Below are 20,638 nucleotides of genomic sequence, written 5' to 3' on the forward strand. Positions count from 1 at the left end.
GACTCAAGGCCCGTGCGCATTTTGTGCTGCCACAGCAACGCAAAGTGCACACGGTCACTTGTTTGCGGGAACAGATCAGGTCAGGCGGGTGGTGCGGATCGCCAGGGCGCCGCACACCGCGCCCCACGCCACCAGGACCGCCACCGGCTGGACGCCCGGCAGGGCGCCGTTGACCAGGGCCGCGTCGAGCGCTTCCGCGAGGGCGCCGGAGGGCAGGTATCCGGCGACCGCGGCGACCGGGCCCGGCAGGTCGCTCGCGGGCAGCGCCAGGCCGCCGGCGAGCAGCAGCACGAACCAGATCGCGTTGGCCAGCGCCAGCACGATCTCGGCTCGCAGCGCACCACCGGCCAGCACCCCGGCCGCGCCGAAGGCCAGCGTGCCGAGCACCAGCAGCGGGATCGCGGGCAGCAACCCGGAAAGCGCCGGTGACCAGCCCAGCAGCACTGCGGCGACGCTCAGCACGACCGCCTGCAGCGCGACGACCAGCAGGGTCGCCAGGACGCGCCCGGACACCAGCGTCCACCGCGGCAGCGCCGTCGCGGACAGCCGCTTGAGCACGCCGTAGCGGCGGTCGAAACCGAGCGCGATGGCCTGGCCGGTGAACGCCGTGGACATCACCGCCAGCGCCAGGATCCGCGGCATCACCGAATTCACCCGCGGCTCCGGCAGCGTGCCGATGTGCAGCGTGCTCAGCCCGATCAGCAGCGCCAGCGGGATGATCAGCGTCAGCAGGGCCTGCTCGCCGTGCCGGATGATCAGCAGGGCCTCGATCTTGGTCTGCGCGGCCAGCATCCGGCCCGCGCGGCCCCGGCCGGGCTTCGGCGTGAACGTGCCCGCCGGGAACTGGGCGCCGAGCTGGGCCGGCGCGTTGGTCTCGGCGTTCACGATCGCAGCTCCCGTCCGGTCAGTTCGAGGAACACGTCCTCCAGGCTGCGGCGGCTGACCCGGAGTTCCTGGGCGAGCACGCCGTGCTGCGCGCACCACGCGGTCACCGTCGACACCACCTGCGGGTCGACGGTGCCGCGCACCACGTAGTCGCCGGGGCGCAGCTCGGTGGCCTCGCAGTCCTCCGGCAGCGCCGCCAGCAGCAGCTTCAGGTCGAGCCCGGTCTGCGAGCGGAAGCGCAGTTCCTGCCTGCCGTCCGCGGGCTCGGTGAGTTCCTCGGCGGTGCCTTCGGCGACCGCGCGGCCGTGGTCGACGATCAGCACCCGGTCGGCCAGCGCCTCCGCCTCGTCCATCAGGTGGGTCGTCAGCAGCACGCTGACGCCGTCCCTGCGCAGCGCGCCGACCAGGTCCCAGACCAGCCGCCGCGCCTGCGGGTCGAGGCCCGCGGTGGGTTCGTCGAGGAACACCAGCTCGGGGCGGCCGACCAGGGCGCACGCCAGCGACAGGCGCTGCTGCTGGCCGCCGGAGAGCCGTTTGTAGGGCGTGCGGCGGGCGGCTTCAAGACCGAGCACGTCCAGCAGCCACGCCGGGTCCAGCGGGTTGGCGGCGCAGGCGGCGACCAGGTGCAGCATCTCGTCGGCGCGCACGCCCGGGTAGGCGCCGCCGCCCTGCGGCATCACGCCGATCCGCGGCCGCAGCGCCTCGGACTGGGTGTGCGGGTCGAGCCCGAGCACGCGCACTTCGCCTTCGTCCGGGCGCTGGAAGCCCTCGCAGATCTCGACGGTGGTGGTCTTGCCCGCGCCGTTGGGGCCGAGCAGCGCCAGGACGCTGCCGCGCGGCAAGCACAGGTCGAGTCCGGCAACGGCGACGGTGTCGCCGAAGCGCTTCTTCAGCCCCCGCAACCGGACGGCCGGGCTGTCGGCGTTGCTCACGACATCCAAGCCTATTGCGTGACCGGCCGAACACCGCCGCGGGTCGGCAGCAGGCCCGGCACCTTGCCGCGCACCAGCCAGAGCGTGATCGCGAAGGCGATCGCCGCGGCGATCACGGCGAACGGGATCTGGTAGGCGCGCAGCACGAATCCCGCGCCGGTCGGCGGCACCAGCAGCGAGACCGCTGCGCAGATCGCGGTCGCGGTGATCCGGAACCGGTTGCTGTTGGTGGACAACGCCAGTGGCACCACCGACCACAGCAGGTACCAGGGCCACAGCACCGGCACCGCAAGCGCGAGGGTGAGGAAGGTGATGCCCATCGCCGCCAGCGGTTCGATGCGGCCGCGGAAGGACAGCCACAGCATCCGCAGGCACATCGCGGCGACGATCAGATATCCGATGATCTTGGTGATGACCAGCATCGCGTCGGTCTGGTTGCCCAGCCCGAGCAGCGTGCTCAGGCCACCGCCGGTCATCCCGAACGCGGTCAGCGGCGCCATGAACGTCTTGACCCGGTTGGGCACGTCGAAGGTGTCGATCCAGCCGAGGCCCCAGCCGCTGGCCACCGTGATCACCGTCATCGTGGCCAGGAACACCGCGCCCAGCAGCGCCGCGATCCGCACCAGGTCGCGGAACCGGCCGCCGCGCCGCAGCACCAGGTAGATGCCGAAGAAGCCGAGCGCGATCCACCCCGGCGGCTTGATCGCCCCGGCGACGCTCAGCAGCACGCCGGCGGCGATGGTGCCCGGCACGGTCTGGTAGCGCAGGCCCAGCTCGATGGCGGCGAGCATGATGCCGACCATCAGCGCCTCGTTGTGCATGCCGCTGACCACGTGGAACAGCACGATGGGGTTGGCCGCGCCGAGCCACAGCGCGGCGGCCGGGTGCACCCCGCAGCGGCGGGCCAGCCGCGGGATCGCCCAGATCGCCAGCGCCAGCCCGCACAGCATCACCGCGCGCCACACCAGCACCCCGAACACCACGTTGTCGCCGACGATCCGGGAGATCACCTGGCCGAACATCAGGAACAGCGGCCCGTACGGCGACGGGGTGTCGCGCCAGATGTTGGGCACGTTGGCGGTGAACGGGTGGTCGACGCCCAGCGCGGCGGCGGAGCCCAGCACGTACGGGTTGAAGCCGCGCGCGGCCACCTCGCTCTGCGCGAGGTAGCTGTACATGTCGGTGCTGAACAGCGGCGGGGCCAGGGCCAGCGGCAGCGCCCACATCGCCAGCGTGCGGGCCAGCTGGGTGACCGACAGCATCCGGGCGCGGCCCGGCCAGCAGAGCTTGCCCAGCCACAGCCAGGCGATGACGATCATCAGCATGCCCAGCCAGCAGGAGGCCATCGCCACGGTCGGGATGCGGACGGGCAGGCCGATCAGGCGGGCTCCGGACAGCGGGTTGTCCACCGGGGCGGCGCCGGCGCCGATCGCGCCGACCGCGAGCACCAGCGACCCGGTGGTGCCGAACCGGCGCACGACGTCGAGCTGACGCCGCTCGGTGCGGTCCAGGGGCTGTTGCGCCGCGGGATCGACCGCCGCTGCGCCTTGGGATTCGACTGCCGCCACGACGACGAAGCGTAACCGCGTGAGTCAGCTCACGCGGCGACCCCGCACCCTGGTGCCTCGCGGCGAAATAGGTAACATTCGTGTTGTGAAAAACGTCGGGACGCCTCCGCCTGCCCCAGTTGTGGGCACCGCGGCCGCTGCTGAGGCCCAGTCGGCCCAGCAGGGTGCGGCCGCGCACGGCGACGGGCGCACCCGGCACACGGTCGCGCGGTTGCTGCTGGAACGGGGGCCGATCACCGCTGCCGCGGTGGCCGACGAACTCGGGCTCAGCCCCACCGCCGTGCGCCGGCACCTCGACGTGCTGGTCGCCGAAGGCGAGGCCTACACCCGGGAGGCCTCCTCGCGGGGCCGCCGGGGTCGCGGCCGGCCCGCGAAGCTGTTCCTGCTCACCGAGGTGGGCCGGGCGCGGTTCGGGCACGCCTACGACGACCTGGCGGTGGCCGCGCTGCGGTTCATCGCCGAACACGAAGGGGAGCAGGCGGTCCGCGAGTTCGCCGACCGGCGGATGGCCGCGCTGGTGGCCAACCACCGGGAGGTGCTGGCGGCCGCGGCCAGCCCGGCCGAGCGCGCGGAGGTCCTTGCCGACGCGCTCACCAGGGAGGGCTACGCTGCCTCGACGCGAAGCGTCGCCAGCGGCGAGCAGCTCTGCCAGCACCACTGCCCGGTCGCGCACGTCGCCGCGGACTTCCCGCAGCTGTGCGAGGCCGAGACGGCGGCGTTCGCCGAAGTGCTCGGCACCCATGTGCAGCGGCTGGCCACCATCGCGAACGGTGATGCGGCCTGCACCACGCACGTACCAACCGCGCGGTTCGCGGATCCGGGTGGCGACACCCGGGGCTCCGCCCAGACACCTGCCGGCCCGCTCCCGAAGGGCCAGCAGATCACCGCCCCGATTCCTGATGGAGGGGAGTCCGTATGACTGCCGCTGCGGAGCAGCGCACACCCACCACGCCGTCCGAAGGCAATGGCCAGCTCAGCCAGGACGAGATCCTGGCCAGCGTGGGCAGCTACGAGTACGGCTGGGCCGACTCGGACGCCGCCGGTGCCAGCGCCCGCCGTGGTCTCGACGAGGGCGTCGTCCGCGACATCTCGGCCAAGAAGGACGAGGCCGACTGGATGCTGGAAACCCGGCTCAAGGCGCTGCGGCTGTTCGACCGCAAGCCGATGCCGAACTGGGGCGCCGACCTCTCCGGGATCGACTTCGACAACATCAAGTACTTCGTCCGCTCCACCGAGCAGCAGGCCCAGACCTGGGAGGACCTGCCGGAGGACATCAAGAACACCTACGACAAGCTGGGCATCCCGGAGGCGGAGAAGCAGCGCCTCGTCGCGGGTGTGGCCGCCCAGTACGAGTCGGAGGTCGTCTACCACAAGATCCGCGAGGACCTTGAGGAGCAGGGCGTCATCTTCCTGGACACCGACACCGGCCTCAAGGAACACCCGGAGCTGTTCAAGGAGTACTTCGGCTCGGTCATCCCGGCCGGCGACAACAAGTTCTCCGCGCTGAACACCGCGGTGTGGTCGGGCGGTTCGTTCATCTACGTGCCGCCGGGCGTGCACGTCGACATCCCGCTGCAGGCCTACTTCCGGATCAACACCGAGAACATGGGCCAGTTCGAGCGGACCCTGATCATCGTCGACGAGGGTGCCTACGTGCACTACGTCGAGGGCTGCACGGCGCCGATCTACTCCAGCGACTCGCTGCACTCCGCGGTCGTGGAGATCGTCGTCAAGAAGGGCGGCCGCTGCCGCTACACGACGATCCAGAACTGGTCGACCAACGTCTACAACCTGGTCACCAAGCGCGCCAAGGCCGAAGAGGGCGCGACCATGGAGTGGGTCGACGGCAACCTCGGCTCCAAGGTGACCATGAAGTACCCGTCGGTGTTCCTGATGGGCGAGCACGCCAAGGGCGAGGTGCTCTCGGTGGCGTTCGCCGGCGAGGGCCAGCACCAGGACGCGGGCGCGAAGATGGAGCACCTGGCGCCGCACACCTCCTCGACGATCGTGTCGAAGTCGATCGCCCGGGGCGGCGGCCGCACCTCCTACCGCGGCCTGGTCAAGGTCGCGAAGCGGGCGCACCACTCGTCGTCCAACGTCAAGTGCGACGCGCTGCTGGTGGACACCATCAGCCGCTCCGACACCTACCCGTACGTGGACGTCCGGGTCGACGACGTGTCGATGGGCCACGAGGCGACCGTGTCCAAGGTCAGCGACGACCAGCTGTTCTACCTGATGCAGCGGGGCCTGACCGAGGACGAGGCGATGGCGGTGATCGTGCGCGGCTTCGTCGAGCCGATCGCCCGCGAGCTGCCGATGGAATACGCGCTGGAACTGAACCGCCTGATCGAGCTGCAGATGGAAGGGGCCGTCGGCTGAGATGAGCACCACCAAGACGGACTCGCAGCCCGTGGCTGCCCAAAACGGCCTGACCGAGCACTCCCACGGTGGCGGCTCGGGCATCCCCCAGTCGTCCCGCGGGGCGCGCTTCACGTCCTACGACGTGGAGGCCTTCGAGGTGCCCGGCGGCCGCGAGGAGGACTGGCGCTTCACGCCGATGAAGCGGCTCAAGGGCCTGCACAACGGCACCGCCACCGCCACCGGCAACATCAAGGTCGAGGTCACCGGTGACGGCGCGACCGTGGAGACCGTGGGCCGCGACGACGCGCGGATCGGCAACGGCGGCATCCCGTCCGACCGCATCGCCGCGCAGGCCTGGAGCTCCTTCACCGAGGCCACCGTCGTGACGGTCCCGAAGGACACCAAGCCCGAGGGCCCGATCACCATCACGGTGCACGGCCCGGGCGAGGGCCAGGTCGCCTTCGGGCACCTGCAGGTCCGCGCCGAGCAGTTCGCCGAGGCCGTCGTGGTGGTCGACTACCGCGGCTCCGGCACGCTGGGCGACAACGTCGAGTTCGTCGCCGGCGACGGCGCGCAGCTGCGCGTGGTGTCGGTGCACGACTGGGCCGACGACGCCACCCAGGTCAGCTCCGAGCACGCCTACCTGGGCCGCGACGCGGTGTTCCGGCACCTCGCCGTCACCCTCGGCGGCGACCTGGTGCGGGTCAACACGACCATCACCTACGGCGACAAGGGCGGCGACGCCGAGCTGCTCGGCCTGTACTTCGCCGACGCCGGTCAGCACCTGGAGCACCGGATGCTGGTGGACCACGCGGTGCCGAACTGCCGCAGCAACGTGCTCTACAAGGGCGCGCTGCAGGGCGACGCGGCGCACTCGGTGTGGATCGGCGACGTGCTGATCCGGGCCGCGGCCGAGGGAACCGACACCTACGAGCTCAACCGCAACCTGGTGCTGACCGAGGGTGCGCGGGCCGATTCGGTGCCGAACCTGGAGATCGAGACGGGCGAGATCGAGGGCGCCGGGCACGCCAGCGCCACCGGCCGCTTCGACGACGAGCAGCTGTTCTACCTGCAGGCCCGGGGCATCCCGCAGGACCAGGCTCGGCGCCTGGTGGTGCGCGGCTTCTTCGGCGAACTGCTCCAGAAGATCACCGTGCCCGAGGTCCGGGAGCGGCTCGAAGCGGCCATCGAGGCCGAACTCGCCGTCGTCGGCGCCTGACCCGCAAGCTTTTCGAACACACCAGGAGAACGAAGAAGAAATGGCCACCCTGGAGATCAAGGACCTGCACGGCTCGGTCCTCACCGAGGACGGCGCCAAGCCGATCCTCAACGGCGTCAACCTGACCGTCCGCTCGGGCGAGATCCACGCGATCATGGGCCCGAACGGCTCCGGCAAGTCGACGCTGGCCTACGCCATCGCCGGGCACCCGAAGTACCGGATCGACTCCGGCACGGTGCTGCTGGACGGCGAGGATGTGCTGGAGATGAGCGTCGACGAGCGGGCCCGCGCCGGTCTGTTCCTCGCGATGCAGTACCCGGTCGAGGTGCCGGGCGTGTCGATGTCGAACTTCCTGCGCACCGCCGCGACCGCGGTCCGCGGCGAGGCGCCGCAGATCCGCAAGTGGGTCAAGGAAGTCAAGCAGGCCATGTCGGACCTGGACATCGACCCGTCGTTCGCCGAGCGCAGCGTCAACGAGGGCTTCTCCGGTGGTGAGAAGAAGCGCCACGAGATCCTGCAGCTGGACCTGCTGGACCCGAAGTTCGCGATCCTCGACGAGACCGACTCCGGCCTCGACGTCGACGCGCTGCGGGTGGTTTCCGAGGGCGTGAACAAGTACCACGGCAAGGGCGGCAAGGGTGTTCTGCTGATCACCCACTACACCCGGATCCTCAAGCACATCACCCCGGACTACGTGCACGTGTTCGCCGAGGGCAAGGTCGTCGAGTCCGGTGGTGCCGAGCTTGCCGACGAGCTGGAGGAGAACGGCTACGTGCGCTTCACCGGCAAGAAGGAGGCGGCAGCCCAGTCATGACCGTTGAGCCTCCTCGCACGAGCACGCCGCTGGACGTGGCGGCGATCCGCGCGGACTTCCCGATCCTGGGTCGCACGATCCGCGACGGGCAGCGCCTGGTGTACCTGGACTCCGGGGCGACCTCGCAACGGCCGCGCCAGGTGCTCGACGCGGAGCGTTCCTTCCTGGAGCACTCCAACGCGGCAGTGCACCGCGGCGCGCACCAGCTCGCCGAGGAGGCCACGGACGCGTACGAGGGCGCCCGGGAGCGGATCGCCCGCTTCGTCGGCGTCGACGCCGACGAGGTGGTGTTCGCCAAGAACGCCACCGAGGGCGTCAACCTCGTCGCCTACGCCATGAGCAACGCCGCCACGTCCGGGGCGGAGGCCGAGCGCTTCCGCCTCGGGCCGGGCGACGAGGTCGTGGTGACCGAGATGGAGCACCACGCGAACCTGGTGCCGTGGCAGCAGTTGTGCGAGCGCACCGGCGCCACGCTGCGCTGGTTCGGGGTCACCGACGAGGGTCGCCTCGACCTGTCCGATGTGGACGGTGTGATCACCGAGCGCGCCAAGGTGGTCGCCTTCACCCACCAGTCCAACGTGCTGGGCACGGTCAACCCGACCGAGCAGATCGTCTCGCGGGCGCACCAGGTCGGTGCGCTGGTGGTGCTGGACGCCTGCCAGTCGGTGCCGCACAAGCCGGTGGACTTCAAGGCGCTGGGCGTGGACTTCGCCGTGTTCTCCGGGCACAAGATGCTCGGGCCCTCCGGGGTCGGCGTGCTCTACGGGCGCCGCGAGCTGCTGGCCGCGATGCCGCCGTTCATCAGCGGCGGCTCGATGATCGAGCTGGTGCACATGGAGCGCTCCACGTTCGCCGCGCCGCCGCAGCGGTTCGAGGCGGGCGTGCCGATGACCTCGCAGGCCGTCGGCCTGGGCGCGGCCGTCGACTACCTCACGGCGATCGGCATGGATCGCATCGCCGAGCACGAGCAGCAGCTCATCGAGGTCGCGCTGCGGGAGCTGTCGGCGATCGACGGGGTGCGCATCATCGGTCCTACCAACACCGAGCACCGCGGCGGTACCGTGTCGTTCGTGATCGACGGCGTGCACCCGCACGACGCCGGTCAGGTGCTGGACGACAAGGGCGTGGAGGTCCGCGTCGGACACCACTGCGCATGGCCGCTGCACCGCCGGATGGGAATTCCGGCGACCGTGCGGGCGTCCTTCTACCTGTACAACGAACTGGACGAGGTCAAGGCGTTGGTGGACGCGGTGCGCGAGGCGCAGCGCTTCTTCGGGGTGGCTTGATCGGGGACTGCCGGAGAACTCTTCATGCAGCTTGAGCAGATGTACCAGGAGATCATCCTGGACCACTACCGCAAACCGCACCGGCACGGCCTGCGGGAACCGTTCGACGCAGAGTCGTTCCAGGTGAACCCCACCTGCGGGGACGAGGTCACCCTCCGGGTCCGGTTGACGGGCACGGACACCGACGCGATCGTCGACGACGTGTCCTACGCGGGGCAGGGCTGTTCGATCAGCCAGGCGTCCGTGTCGGTGCTCACCGACCTGGTCGTCGGCAGGCCGCTGCGGGAGGCGCTGACCACCGAGGCCGCGTTCAGCGAGCTGATGCACGGCCGAGGGAAGGTCGAGCCGGACGAGGACGTGCTGGAGGACGGCGTCGCGTTCGCGGGAGTGGCGAAGTACCCGATGCGCGTGAAGTGCGCGCTGCTGGGTTGGATGGCTTTCAAGGACGCGGTTTCGCGGGTGGTCGTGGAGGCGTCATGAGCGACAATCTCTTCCGCGCTCGTGTGAGCCGACCGGGTGCGGGTGTCCCGCAGAACACCGTGGAGGCGTCATGAGGAGCCCTGTTTCAGTCCGAGTCCTCCCCAGTCGCGCCTCGGGGGAACGTGACGCAAACCAGCCACAGGGAACTGCGAAACGCGAGATCGAGCCGGGCGCAACCACAACTGTGAAACGCGGAGAGGCGGAACTGGCATGAGCGAGCAAGCCCCGGTGCAGGAGGAAACCGACGTGGCTCGCAGCGCTGAGGCGCTGCCCGAGCAGGCTGCGCCGGCCGCCGAGGTGGCCGCGCTGGAAGACGTCGAGGAGGCCCTGCGCGACGTCGTCGACCCCGAGCTGGGGATCAACGTCGTCGACCTCGGCCTGGTCTACGACATCCGGGTGGACCAGGACAACACGGCGACCGTCGACATGACGCTGACCTCGGCGGCCTGCCCGCTGACCGACGTCATCGAGGACCAGGCGCGTGCCGCGCTGACCACCGGCCCGGGCGGCGGGCTGGTCAACGACTTCCGCATCAACTGGGTGTGGATGCCGCCGTGGGGCCCGGAGAAGATCACCGAGGAAGGCCGCGAGCAGCTGCGCGCCCTCGGATTCACCGTCTGATCCTGGCTTTCACAACCATCGTGAGTGCGTAACCGGCCTCCAGGTCGGTTACGCACTCACGACGCCCGGAGCGGGGCGTCGCCGAGCGGCCCCCTGGTCGAGCAGCAGCTCCCGGTGGGTCCAGGCGAAGTGGAGGGCTGCTGCCGCTCCAGGGGACAGCCTCTTGGACTCTCGGAGCCTGGTCAGTGTGTTCTCTTCGAATGGGAAGGCCCGTGCTGGCACCGAGCCTTCCGAGTTGGCCTCGACGGCCTTTGCGAACACTTCGTCGTAGGTGTCCGGCGCGATGACGGCAACGGTGAGGATGTCTCCGGCCAGGGTGAGCGCATCGAGCGTGACACCCAGACAGAACAGGCGAATACGGCCATCTCGAACTGCGTTGTCCAATGCGGTGAACGGTTCCAGTTCGTGGTATCGGATCGGTCTGCCGGAGCCATCGTATTCGCCATGGTTCAGGAGTTCTTCGGCATACTCCCGCTGAATGTTGCGCCAGATCGAGAAGTCCGCCGTGATGGCTGCCGGTATGACCGACGAGGGTTGGAAGATGCCCGCAGGAAGCAGGTGCACCATTCCGCCACCGCCTGCGACGCGGGCGGAGTGGCGTTGGTGAAGAACAACGCTGGGACACTCGCCGCCCCGGATGGTAAGGGTGCCGATCGCGCCCATCAGCGGGCGGCGGCTGAAGTCGAACGGATCCGCGATCAGCTTTCGGAACGCCAGCCGTCGCTGGGATGCGCGAGGCAGGACGGTTACACCGCCGCTGCCGATGGCCAGGTGGTGAGCGGCGAATTCATGGGCAAGCGTCTCGTTGGTATCCATCGCGTCGAAGAAGCTCATCTGCCCGAAGCGCATGTGAGGCTTGGTCCAATCGAGACCGACTAGCCGGAAGCACAGCCGGTTCTCGAACAGGCGTGGTGCGGCGAGGTCGCGAATAGCGTCGTGGTAACAGCGGTACCGGGTGTCGATGCTGACCATTGGTCAGCTCGTCAGCCAGATCTTGCTGGGACAGCCCGGCGCGCTCGCGCAGGCCGATCAGCACGGTGTTTGGCATGCGGGCCTCGTTCCGGGACATGGGGCCAACGGTAGGGCCTGTGGTGCGTGCAGACCGGGAATGTCCCTCAAAAGTCCCCGATCTGGCCCAACTGCGGGCGCTTGGTGTGGTCGCTTTCGTCCTTGCTGGCTGGTGAACTCATCGCGGACACGTCCGAGCAGGGTTCCCATGACCGAACCAACCTCAGTTTCACGGCTTCGAGGAGGCAGGATGAGTGACACCGGACTCAACACCTGGGCGCCGGAGCCCGGCGAATACACATTGGTGCAAGACGAAATCCGCTGTGGGCCGAAGCTTTTCGCGTTGTGCGAGCTGGACCGTGACGAGACCGACTGGGAACTTACCGATGGTCGAGTGATTGCCTGGGGCCTGGCCTTTCCCGATCGTGCCGAACTGGTCAGTGCAGATGGCCGAGGCCGCGGCAGCTTCCAATCTCCCGGCAGCGCCGCCGAGATCTTCGCCCGCACCGCCGAAGTCAGGCTCGTATACCCCTGACTCGGACGCTCGTGGTCGTGAGTGCGTAATCGAGCTTCGCGAGTCCGGCGTTCGGGCCGCCCGAAGTCCCCACGAGGTTGCGCCGCGCTATGTTCGCTGCGGATCTTGGTGAGTGGGGAGCTGCGGTGGGATCGGTATCGTGGGATTTCGAACTCTCGCCCGTCGAGACGCGCCTGCGGGAGGCGTTCGAGCGGTGCGAACCCCTGGAGCTCGGCGGCGAAACCGTCCGCGCTGAGGTCCTCGCGCACCTGGTCACCGCGCCTCGTGAGGAGGGGCAGCGCCGTTCGCTGGAGCTGAGTGGGGCGTTGATCACTGGGGACCTAGATCTGTCCGACTGCACCGCGCCCGTCCCGGTCGTCCTGCGGGATTGTCGGTTCGACGGCGAGATCCTGCTCAACGACACCCGCTCCGCACGGATTCACCTGGAGGACTGCGAGGTCGGCGCGATCCACGCTGCCCGTCTCCGTTGCGAGGGACCCCTGTGGCTGTGTGGTTTGCGCGAAGTTGTGTTCGTCGACCTCGAAGACGCGCGGATCGCGGGTGATCTCATCATGGTGGGTAGTCGAATTCACAACGGCAACAACGCCGTGGATCTCATGGGCGCGCAGATCGACGGCGACTTCATCGCAACTGGGATCGACCTGGCGGGCACTCTCTTCATGGCGGGTGCTGTCGTGACGGGGTTCTTCGCCCTCGATGAGGCGAAGCTGAGCAACCCAGGTGGGATGACGGTCTTCGCCAAGGTCGCCAGCATTGGGCGTGACGTGGTCGCAGAGTCCATGCACAGCGACGGCGAACTCCACTTCTCCGGCGCGCGTGTCGGGGGCGACTTCCAACTCATGAAGGCGGAGATCAAGAAGTCCGGCGACCGCGCGCTCAGCCTGCTTTTAGCCGAGGTCCGCGGATCCGTGTACGCGTGGGACGGGTTCTGCTGTGAAGGGAGTCTGGACATCCGCCACGCCACGATCTCCGGGCAGCTGCGGTTCGACGAAGCCAATATCTCCCAGCCGTCGGAAATCGCGATCTTTCTCGACTGGTCGGAGGTTGCGGGTGGAGTCGAGGCGCTGGAGCGTGTCGAAGTCACGGGGGCGGTCAACCTCGTCGGTACCCGCATTGGTGGTGCCTTCCGGTTTTGCAACGCTGAACTTCACGGTCGAAGAGATTTCGCCATCAACGCTTTCGGCGCCTCGTTCGGCACCGGATTCCGGCTGGAGGGCGGAACCCGCGTTGCGGAGAAGGTGTCCCTGGCCAACTGCACCATCAGCGGTGACGTCATACTGGACAAAATCGACGCCGTCGCGGTCAACCTGGCCAACTGCACGGTCAGCGGCCACGTTTCGTTCACTGCGGGGAAGTTGACGAGCTCCGGCGCGAAGGTACTGAGCATCGGGAACTGCGACATCTCCGGTGATGTGTTCCTCGACGAGATGCACGTGGTCGGCGGGCTGCGGATGACCGGCAACAAGGTGGGCGGTGACCTGGACCTGCAGGGTTCGTCGCTGACCGGCCCGGGGCGGGGCGACCACGTCGCCTACCTCGCCGACACGACGATCGGGGGCGCCCTCTGGGCGAACAGGGGGTTCAAGTGCTCCGGTGCGCTGAGGATGGTCAACCTGGTCGCCCCGTTCGTCACCTTTCACGGTGCCGAGTTGACCGCACCTGGCGATGTCGCGCTGAACTGCTCGAACCTGAAACTGGATGACCTGGTGCTGACCGAGGTCACCGTTGACGGGGGCGTCGCGGTCGTGTCTTCCGCGATCGGCCACGTCCTGCGGCTCACGTCCGCCTCCGTGACCGGTGGTGCGCGGAAGGCCGATCCGGAGGAAGTCGGCTCGTTCGCTCTGGACCTGGTCGGGACGACGGTCGGCCGCCGGTTGAACCTGACCGGGAGCCGGTTCGATCACAAGGTCATCTTGACCGATGCCAGCGTTGGTCAGGACATCCGGCTCGACGACGCCGTTCTGGGAGGCACCGGTGGCTGCGCGCTGGACGGTGCGCGATTGACGGCCGCGGTGCTTCGGCTGCTGCCGGCAGCAGCTCCCAACGGTTCTGTGCACCTTGCCAACGCCCAGGTCGAGCTGCTTCTCGATCGCGCCGACGCGTGGCCGCGCGGCACCAAGATCGACCTCGCAGGGTTCGCCTACGCCCGCCTCGGGAGTGGAATGACGCTGCACGAACGGCTTGCCTGGTTGGAGGCTGCCACGCCGCAACTCGAGCCTGGCCCGTACGAGCAGTTGGCCACCTGCCTGACTGCCGCGGGCAACGACGACGACGCGCGGATGGTCCGTCTCGCCGCGATCCGCCGCTCGTACAAGGAGCGTGGGACCCGGAAGCCCGCTCAGCGCTTGCTGCCTCGGCTGCTGGACTGGCTCGGCTATCTGTCCCGCCGACTGTGGGGCGCGCTGCAAGATTCCGTCCTGGGCTACGGCTACCGGCCGATGCGAGCTGTGGTGTTATTCGTTGTCATGTGGTTGGCAGGTGGCGCTGCCTTCGCGTTGGGCAGTGGGCCATGCCTGCGCTCCGGAATTCCGGAACCGGGGCCGTGCCCGGTCAAGCTCGACGAGCATCCCACCTGGGATGCATTCCTCTACGCTCTGGATCTGTTGATTCCGCTGATCGACCTGGGACACGAGAAGGCTTGGGATGTCGTCGGGCCGTCCAAAGCCGTCATGTGGCTGTTGACCGTGTCCGGGTGGGTGCTGGCCACCGCGATCATCTCGGCGGCCAGTCGAACCCTCCGTCGGAACTGGTGATCAGTCCGCCGCGCAAGGAGAAGCGGGCACGGCATCCGGCCCGGTGGACCAGTCGGCGAGGCGGTGGTCGATCGTGCTGTCCGACCGCAGCCGTTCCAGGTCCACCGCCACCGGTGGGGCCCGGAGAAGATCACCGAAGAAGCCCGAGAGCAGTCGCGCGCCCTCGGTTTCATCGTCTGATCTTCGTCACCAGTGCCTGCCTGGTGCGCGACGTGTGCTCGCGTTCGAGGACGGCGAGCTGCGCAACCGTTCCCGCCAGGTGCACCACGACCAGATGAGCTGATCCGCCGGTTCGCTGACGAAGCCCCGGAAACCGTTGTGGTGGAACGGTTTCCGGGGCTTCGTGCGGTCCGGGGAAGGTGGTTTCCGGGGTGGCCCCGCCTTGCGGGCGTGGTAGGCCCCTGCTAATCTTTCGGCGCGCCCCGGATGGGCCTACGCGTGGAGGTAGCGGCTTCTAAGCCACCTTTTGAGTTGCGGCACGATTCTGCGTGTCTCGCACCTGGTCTCGTCTTATTGCGGTAATCCGCCTGCGGTACGACGTTTCCCTCCAGCGTTCCTGGCCTGCGGGGCTCTTTTCGTGTCCGCTCCTGGTGGTGTTCGTCCTCCGATCAACCGATCCATTGGGAAGGACTGCATGACCGACGGACAGACCGACGACTACGCCGACTTCGACGCCAACGCGTTCAACCGGCAGGTCGTCGAGGAATTCAGGCGGAACAACGGCAAGCTCAGCGGCTGGATGGAGGGCTGGTCGCTGGTCGTGCTGACCACGATCGGCGCCAGGTCCGGCCGGCGCCGCGAGGGCCCGCTGGGCTACTTCGAGATCGACGGGCAGCCGCTGGTCGTCGCGTCGGCGATGGGCGGCCCGAAGAATCCCGCCTGGTACCACAACATCGCGAAGAACCCGCAGGTGACGGTCGAAACCGGCACCGAGACCTACGAGGCGATCGCGACCATCACCACCGGCGCCGAGCGCGATGCGCTGTTCGCCGGGGTCGTCGCGCAGGCCCCGGGCATGGGCGAGTACCAGGAGAAGACCACCCGCGTGCTGCCGGTGATCACCCTGCGCCGGATCGACGCCGAGCCGATCGCCGGGGCGGAACCGGCGGCGGAGTCCACATCGGATTCCGGCGCCGAGCGGGTGCGCGGCTTGGGCGACTTCCTCGTGGCGGGCCACGATTGGCTCCGCAAGGAGCTCACCGAGCTCCGTGCCCAGGTGGACGAGATCATCGCCGGCGGTGCGGACGACGCCTCGCTGGAGCGGGCGAAGCCCGGGCTGGCGGAGCAGATGCGCGCGCACTGCATGGAGTTCTGCGCGGCCGTGAAGGAGCACCACACGGGCGAGGACATGGGTGCCTTCCCGATGCTGGCCCAGCAGTACCCCGAACTCGCCCCGGATCTGGAGAGGCTGGGCGAGGAGCACGAGGTGGTGGCGCGGCTGAAGGACGAAATCCGGCAGCTCGTGGAGGGCTACGTGCCGGGCGAGAGCGACACGGTGCAGCTGCGGGAGCGGCTGGAAGTCCTGGCGTCCGAACTCGAGGAGCACTTCGCCTACGAGGAGCGGACGGTCGTCGACGCCCTCAACAAGATGGGGCCGGCGCCGAACATCCCGTGAGCGCACGAGATCGCGGGTGGTTCCAGGTCTGGAACCATCCGCGATCGTCGTTCGTCAGCCGGCGAAGCCGGAGCGCTGGGCGAGCAACAAGCGGAGCGTGATCCCGCCCTTGCCCTCGGCGGCGAATTCGGGCCAGTGCTCGGCGATCGGCGCGTCGAGCTCCAGCAGCCCGCGCTCGACAGCACCACGCGCCGGCCCTTCCGGCACCGCGCCCAGCCTGCGCGGGATGGCTGCACCACGGCTCGAGGGCCGCTGTGGCGGAACCGGATCACGGTGCCGCGCAAGGAGAAGCGGGCGCGGCGTCCGGCCCGGTGGCCCAGTCGGTGGGCAGGTCGGCGAGGCGGTGCTCGATGGTGCCGCCCGACCGCAGCCGTTCCAGGTCCACCGACACCCGTTCCTGCGGGACACCGGAGATCCGCACCTCGTCGATGTACTGCAGCTTCGAACCGTCGGCCCCGGGTGCCTCGATCTTCAGCGGCGGACCGCCCGGCAGTTCCACGACGGCGCTGGCGAACCGCGGGGCGTTCAGCACGAACTCGCCGGTGCCCGGCGTCGTCGGGTACAGGCCCAGGGCGCTGAAGACGTACCAGGCCGACATGGTGCCCAGGTCGTCGTTGCCGGTCACGCCGTCCGCGGCGTTGGTGAACAGGGTCTGCTGCGCCCGCACCACCGCGGAGGTCTTCGCGGGCTGCCCGACCAGCGAGTACATCCACGGCGAGTGCAGGTCGGGTTCGTTGTTGGGGTTGTATCGAAATTGCCCGTAGTAGTCGTACGGGTCGATCACCCATTCCTCCCGCGCGGTCCGCGCCGGGTCCTGGACGAGCTGGTCGTAGGCGAAGAACACGTCCAGCCGCCGGCCGGCCTGCTCCGCGCCGCCCACGGCGTCGAGCAGCCCAGGCATGTCCTGCTGGGTCAGCCACTGGTACTGCCAGGCGGTGCCTTCGTGGAATCCCTTGTCGGAGACCGGTTCGTAGGGTTCGAACCAGCTGCCGTCGACGTTCTTCGGCCGGGGGAACCCGGTGAAGCCGCGTTCCGCGTCGTGCACCTGCGGGTCCCACACGTTGCGCCAGGACCGGCCGCGCTCGGCCAGCGCCGCCGCGTCGTCGGCCCGGCCCAGCGCCCCGGCCAGCAGCGACAGCGAGCAGTCGGCCAGCGCGTACTCCATCGTCGCCGAGCCGCCGTGCGCCGGGTCGACGTCCTGGCCCTTCTTCGGGAAGTCCGGGTCGTACTGCACGAAACCGCTTGCCAGGTAGGAGGGATTCCCGGCGCGGCCCTCGAACGGTGATTCCGCGGGCGGGACGCCGTTGGCGTTCTGCGACAGCGCCCGGTAGGCCTGCTCCTCGCTGCCGGCGAGGGCGCCGAAGCGCCACAGGTCCACCAGGAACGGGGTGACCGGGTCGCCGGTCATGGTGTTGGTCTCGAAGTTCGCGTACGCCCACCGCGGCAGCCAGCCGCCCTGCTCCTCGATGGCCAGCACGCTCCGCGCGATGTCGCGGGCCCGGTCCGGGACCAGCAGCGCCAGCAGCTGATTCTGCGTCCGGTAGGTGTCCCACAGCGAGAAGAACTGATAGTAGGTCCAGCCGTCGGCGCGGTGGATCCGGTCGTTGAACCCGCGGTAGCGGCCGTCGGCGTCGGTGGCGGTCGACGGCTGCAGCAGCACGTGGTACAGCGAGGTGTAGAAGACCGCCGTGTCGTCGGTGTTTCCGCCGGAGACCTTGATCCGGTCCAGCTCTCGCCGCCAGTTCTCCTGGGTGTGCCTGCGCACCTGGTCGAACCGGAGCTGCTGCTCGCCGTCGAAGCCCTCCGCCGCCAGGTTCGCATCCGCGCCGGCCTGGTCCACATAGGATATCGCTGTCGTCGCGGTGACCTGCCGGTCGGCGAAGGTCAACCACGCACCGCGCAGGCCCTCCCCGCCGGAGACCGCGGCGCGGTCGAACCGGCCGCCGTCCGGTTGCCAGGTGCCGAACGAGGTCACCGGCTTGTCGAAGCGCGTGGTGAACCAGAGCGTGTAGTCCCGGCCGCCGCAGAAACCCTTGCTGCGCACCCAGCCTCGCACCGTCTGGCCGTCGACGATCTCCAGGCCGCTCGCGTTGATCGGGTTCTTCGCGTTGGCCTGGCCGATGTTGAGGAACACGTGCGCCGGGGCATCGCTGTCGAAGGTGTACCGCTCGACGCCGACGCGGGTGTCGGCGGTGGCTTCGACGTCGACGCCGCCGTAGTCGGTCAGCCGGGTGCGGTAGTAGCCCGCGTCGCCGACCTCGCCGTCGTGCGTGGCCGCGGCCGCGTAGCGCTCATGGTCGAAAGTGGACGGTGCGGTGATGTCGAAGTCGTGCCCGGTGCCGGCGCCGATGCTGCCGGTGGTCGGCAGCGTCGAGACCAGCCCGCCCTGCTCCCAGCAGCCCGCACCGGAGAGGAAGAAGTGCCCGAACCCCTTGATCTTGGCGTCGTCGTACTGCCAGCCCGCGTAGTGCGATCCGATCGGGCTGACCTGCGTCATGCCGAACGGCGCGGCCGCGCCGGGGAAGGTGTTGCCCTCGTCCTTGGTGCCGATGAAGGTGTTCACCGCCTCGACGGGGTTGGCGGGCTGCGCGGCGGCGGGTAGTTGTGCTCCGGTCAGCCCGGCCAGGAGCAGTGCGGCGGTGGTCGCGATCCTGCGACGGCGGCGATGCGTTGGCACTCGGCCCTCCCACATTGGCGACAACGTTGTCATGTGGAGCTTGATCACCAGCCTAGGGCGATCCGGGGAGGGTTCGGCAATCCGCCGTGCGTGTTACGCGCCGCGGAGCACTTCGATGCGGTCCGAACCGGGCCGCGACATGACCCAGCTCGAACCGGACAGCGACTTGGCGCGCTGCTTCAGCGGCGCGAGCCGGCTGGAGGCCTCGTCGTAGCCGTGGACCGTGGTCGGCGTGCACACCAGCGTCGCCAGCGAGAGGGTCACGTCGAGATCGCCAGCCGAGCGCGACGGGTCGAGCACCAGGCTCGCCAGCCGCACCAGGTCGTCGAGATCGCTCACCAGCAAGAAGTCGTCGCCGCCGACGTGGCCGACCTGCACCGACCGCAGCGCCGTCGCCGCGTCGGTGAGGCCGCGGCCGATCGAGCGGATCAGGTCGTCGCCCGCGGAGAACCCGGCCGTGTCGTTGACCTTCTTGAAGCTGTCGATGTCCAGCCAGCTCACCGCGAAGATCTCGCCGGCGGCGATCCGGCGCGCCACGTCGCGGGCGATCGCGTCGCTGCCCGGCAGCCGCGTCAGCGGGTTGAGCGCCGCCGCCTCCTCCACCTTCAGCTCCGCCATGCCGCGGATCAGGTCGCCGGCCCGCACCGCGCCCAGGCAGCGGCCCGACTCGTCGACCACGATCGCGTCGTCGTACATCCGGTACTGGTCCGAGCGGGTCACCAGGCCCAGCGCTTCCATCGCCGTCGTCGCCGTGTTGACCACCCGCGGCTCGTCGGCCAGCCGCGACGCCGCGCGCTTGGCGTGCAGCGCGTGCCCGTAGGGGCCGGTCACCGCGAGCAGGAACCGGTTGCGGTCGATGGTCCACCGCGGCCGGTTCAGCTCGTCGACCAGCACCACGCCGCTGATCTCGGGGTGGTCGGCCAGCACGCCGCGCACCTTGTCGGCGGTCGCGTCGATCGGCAGCATCGTCGCGGGCGACAGGAACTCCGTCACCCGGGGTCCGGTCGCGAGGGTGCTGATCGACGGGCCGTGCGGATCGGTCACCTCCGCCGCCACGCCGGGCACGCTGCTCGCCGTCGGGGGCCGCCGGGCCGCCGGGGCGAGCAAGTTCCCCTGCACCAGGCGAATGCCGTTGCGGCGCAGCGCGGTCAGCTGGCGCTCGTTCTCCACGCCCTCGGCGACCAGCTGGCTCTCGGTCGATTCGCACAGGTGGCGGACCGCCTCCACCACCGCGACCCGGGCGGCGCTGTCCGGCAGCCCGGCGACCACGCCGCGGTCCAGCTTCACCACGGCGGGCCCGATGTCGGCGATCAGGGTCAGCGGCACGTCGCCCTCGCCCACGCCGTCCAGGGCGACCTGGAAGCCGTCGGCGCGCAGCTTCTCCACCCCGCTGAGCAGCGCGGCGGAGTCCAGCCGGGCGAACGGCGGGCCGATCTCCAGCGTCACCTCCTGCTCGCGGCGGCCGATCTCGCGGAGCTTCTCGCGCAGCAGGTCGAGCCGGGGGAGGTCGTGGGTGACGGTGCCGCCGAAGATGTTCAGGTGGAGGGGCAGCAGGGACTCGTGCTCCGCAGCCGAGGTCAACGCGGCCGTCGCGAGTTCCACGTCCAGCTCGGTCAGCCGCCGCTGCCGGGCGGCCTCCCGGAAGAGGTCCTGGACGTGCGCGCCCGCCGGCCGGGCCAACGCCTCGATCGCGACGATGGCACCGGTCTTGATGTTGATCAACGGCTGGAACGCGAAGCGCACTTCGTCAACCAACGCGAGCACGGAGTCGATGCTGCCCGGACTCATGCCGCTCCATCGACGGTGTTCACGACCTGTTCACCGACATCTCAGTTCCTCATCCCCGGCGGAGGACACCGCCTCTCCCCGCGGCCCAACCTAGCC

At 69.4% G+C, this 20,638-nt stretch carries 17 protein-coding genes; 10 read left to right on the top strand and 7 right to left on the bottom strand.

The window, feature by feature from the left end; genetic code table 11:
- Nucleotides 1-75: 75 nt before the first annotated feature.
- From ACWEV3_RS05570 to mptB, 3 genes are all read right to left on the bottom strand, one after another.
- Nucleotides 76-792 (bottom strand): ABC transporter permease, encoded by a 717-nt coding sequence (locus ACWEV3_RS05570; RefSeq protein ID WP_452612974.1) that lies wholly within the window; start codon nt 790-792, stop codon nt 76-78.
- A gap of 89 nt (nt 793-881) precedes the next feature.
- Nucleotides 882-1,817, bottom strand: coding sequence for an ABC transporter ATP-binding protein (locus ACWEV3_RS05575; protein ID WP_452612733.1), 936 nt, complete (start codon nt 1,815-1,817; stop codon nt 882-884).
- 11 nt (nt 1,818-1,828) lie between these two features.
- Nucleotides 1,829-3,385, bottom strand: coding sequence for a polyprenol phosphomannose-dependent alpha 1,6 mannosyltransferase MptB (mptB, locus tag ACWEV3_RS05580; RefSeq protein WP_452612734.1), 1,557 nt, complete (start codon nt 3,383-3,385; stop codon nt 1,829-1,831).
- Between the two features lie 85 nt (nt 3,386-3,470).
- Here mptB and ACWEV3_RS05585 point away from each other — a divergent pair, with 85 nt between their 5' ends.
- The 7 genes from ACWEV3_RS05585 (at nt 3,471) to ACWEV3_RS05615 (ending at nt 10,166) form a co-directional block, all read left to right on the top strand.
- Nucleotides 3,471-4,304, top strand: a complete 834-nt coding sequence (locus ACWEV3_RS05585) for a helix-turn-helix transcriptional regulator (protein ID WP_452612735.1) — start codon at nt 3,471-3,473, stop codon at nt 4,302-4,304.
- The gene (gene sufB / locus ACWEV3_RS05590) at nt 4,301-5,764 is read left to right on the top strand and encodes a Fe-S cluster assembly protein SufB (RefSeq protein WP_452612736.1); all 1,464 of its coding nucleotides are present in this window, start codon (nt 4,301-4,303) and stop codon (nt 5,762-5,764) included. The genes ACWEV3_RS05585 and sufB overlap by 4 nt, the downstream gene beginning before the upstream one ends.
- Nucleotide 5,765: 1 nt before the next feature.
- Nucleotides 5,766-6,965: a Fe-S cluster assembly protein SufD gene (gene sufD, locus ACWEV3_RS05595; RefSeq protein ID WP_452612737.1), complete on the top strand. Its 1,200-nt coding sequence runs from the start codon at nt 5,766-5,768 to the stop codon at nt 6,963-6,965.
- Nucleotides 6,966-7,005: 40 nt separating this feature from the next.
- Nucleotides 7,006-7,779 carry a Fe-S cluster assembly ATPase SufC gene (gene sufC / locus ACWEV3_RS05600; RefSeq protein WP_452612738.1) on the top strand — a complete coding sequence of 258 codons (774 nt, stop codon included), beginning with the start codon at nt 7,006-7,008 and terminating at the stop codon, nt 7,777-7,779.
- Complete coding sequence (locus ACWEV3_RS05605) at nt 7,776-9,065, top strand: cysteine desulfurase (protein WP_452612739.1); 1,290 nt, start codon at nt 7,776-7,778, stop codon at nt 9,063-9,065. Before sufC ends, ACWEV3_RS05605 begins: the two co-directional genes overlap by 4 nt.
- A gap of 24 nt (nt 9,066-9,089) precedes the next feature.
- Complete coding sequence (gene sufU, locus ACWEV3_RS05610) at nt 9,090-9,545, top strand: Fe-S cluster assembly sulfur transfer protein SufU (protein WP_132491500.1); 456 nt, start codon at nt 9,090-9,092, stop codon at nt 9,543-9,545.
- A 210-nt stretch (nt 9,546-9,755) separates the two neighbouring features.
- Nucleotides 9,756-10,166 (top strand): metal-sulfur cluster assembly factor, encoded by a 411-nt coding sequence (locus ACWEV3_RS05615; RefSeq protein ID WP_358307410.1) that lies wholly within the window; start codon nt 9,756-9,758, stop codon nt 10,164-10,166.
- A 48-nt stretch (nt 10,167-10,214) separates the two neighbouring features.
- On the opposite strand, the gene ACWEV3_RS05620 is transcribed toward ACWEV3_RS05615, so the two are convergent.
- Nucleotides 10,215-11,138: a hypothetical protein gene (locus ACWEV3_RS05620; protein ID WP_452612740.1), complete on the bottom strand. Its 924-nt coding sequence runs from the start codon at nt 11,136-11,138 to the stop codon at nt 10,215-10,217.
- 286 nt (nt 11,139-11,424) lie between these two features.
- Here ACWEV3_RS05620 and ACWEV3_RS05625 point away from each other — a divergent pair, with 286 nt between their 5' ends.
- The 3 genes from ACWEV3_RS05625 to ACWEV3_RS05635 all read left to right on the top strand — a co-directional run bounded on the left by ACWEV3_RS05625 (nt 11,425) and on the right by ACWEV3_RS05635 (nt 16,077).
- Nucleotides 11,425-11,709, top strand: coding sequence for a hypothetical protein (locus tag ACWEV3_RS05625; RefSeq protein ID WP_452612741.1), 285 nt, complete (start codon nt 11,425-11,427; stop codon nt 11,707-11,709).
- Between the two features lie 89 nt (nt 11,710-11,798).
- Nucleotides 11,799-14,462, top strand: coding sequence for a hypothetical protein (locus ACWEV3_RS05630; RefSeq protein ID WP_452612742.1), 2,664 nt, complete (start codon nt 11,799-11,801; stop codon nt 14,460-14,462).
- Between the two features lie 634 nt (nt 14,463-15,096).
- Nucleotides 15,097-16,077 carry a nitroreductase/quinone reductase family protein gene (locus ACWEV3_RS05635; RefSeq protein ID WP_452612743.1) on the top strand — a complete coding sequence of 327 codons (981 nt, stop codon included), beginning with the start codon at nt 15,097-15,099 and terminating at the stop codon, nt 16,075-16,077.
- A gap of 54 nt (nt 16,078-16,131) precedes the next feature.
- On the opposite strand, the gene ACWEV3_RS05640 is transcribed toward ACWEV3_RS05635, so the two are convergent.
- The 3 genes from ACWEV3_RS05640 to ACWEV3_RS05650 form a co-directional block, all read right to left on the bottom strand.
- Nucleotides 16,132-16,284: a serine hydrolase domain-containing protein gene (locus tag ACWEV3_RS05640; RefSeq protein ID WP_452612744.1), complete on the bottom strand. Its 153-nt coding sequence runs from the start codon at nt 16,282-16,284 to the stop codon at nt 16,132-16,134.
- A gap of 61 nt (nt 16,285-16,345) precedes the next feature.
- On the bottom strand, nt 16,346-18,754 hold the full coding sequence (locus ACWEV3_RS05645; protein WP_452612745.1) for a GH92 family glycosyl hydrolase: 2,409 nt from the start codon (nt 18,752-18,754) through the stop codon (nt 16,346-16,348).
- Between the two features lie 93 nt (nt 18,755-18,847).
- On the bottom strand, nt 18,848-20,542 hold the full coding sequence (locus ACWEV3_RS05650) for an EAL domain-containing protein (protein WP_452612746.1): 1,695 nt from the start codon (nt 20,540-20,542) through the stop codon (nt 18,848-18,850).
- Nucleotides 20,543-20,638 lie beyond the last annotated feature (96 nt).

Source organism: Saccharopolyspora sp. NPDC003752 (genome assembly GCF_053605825.1).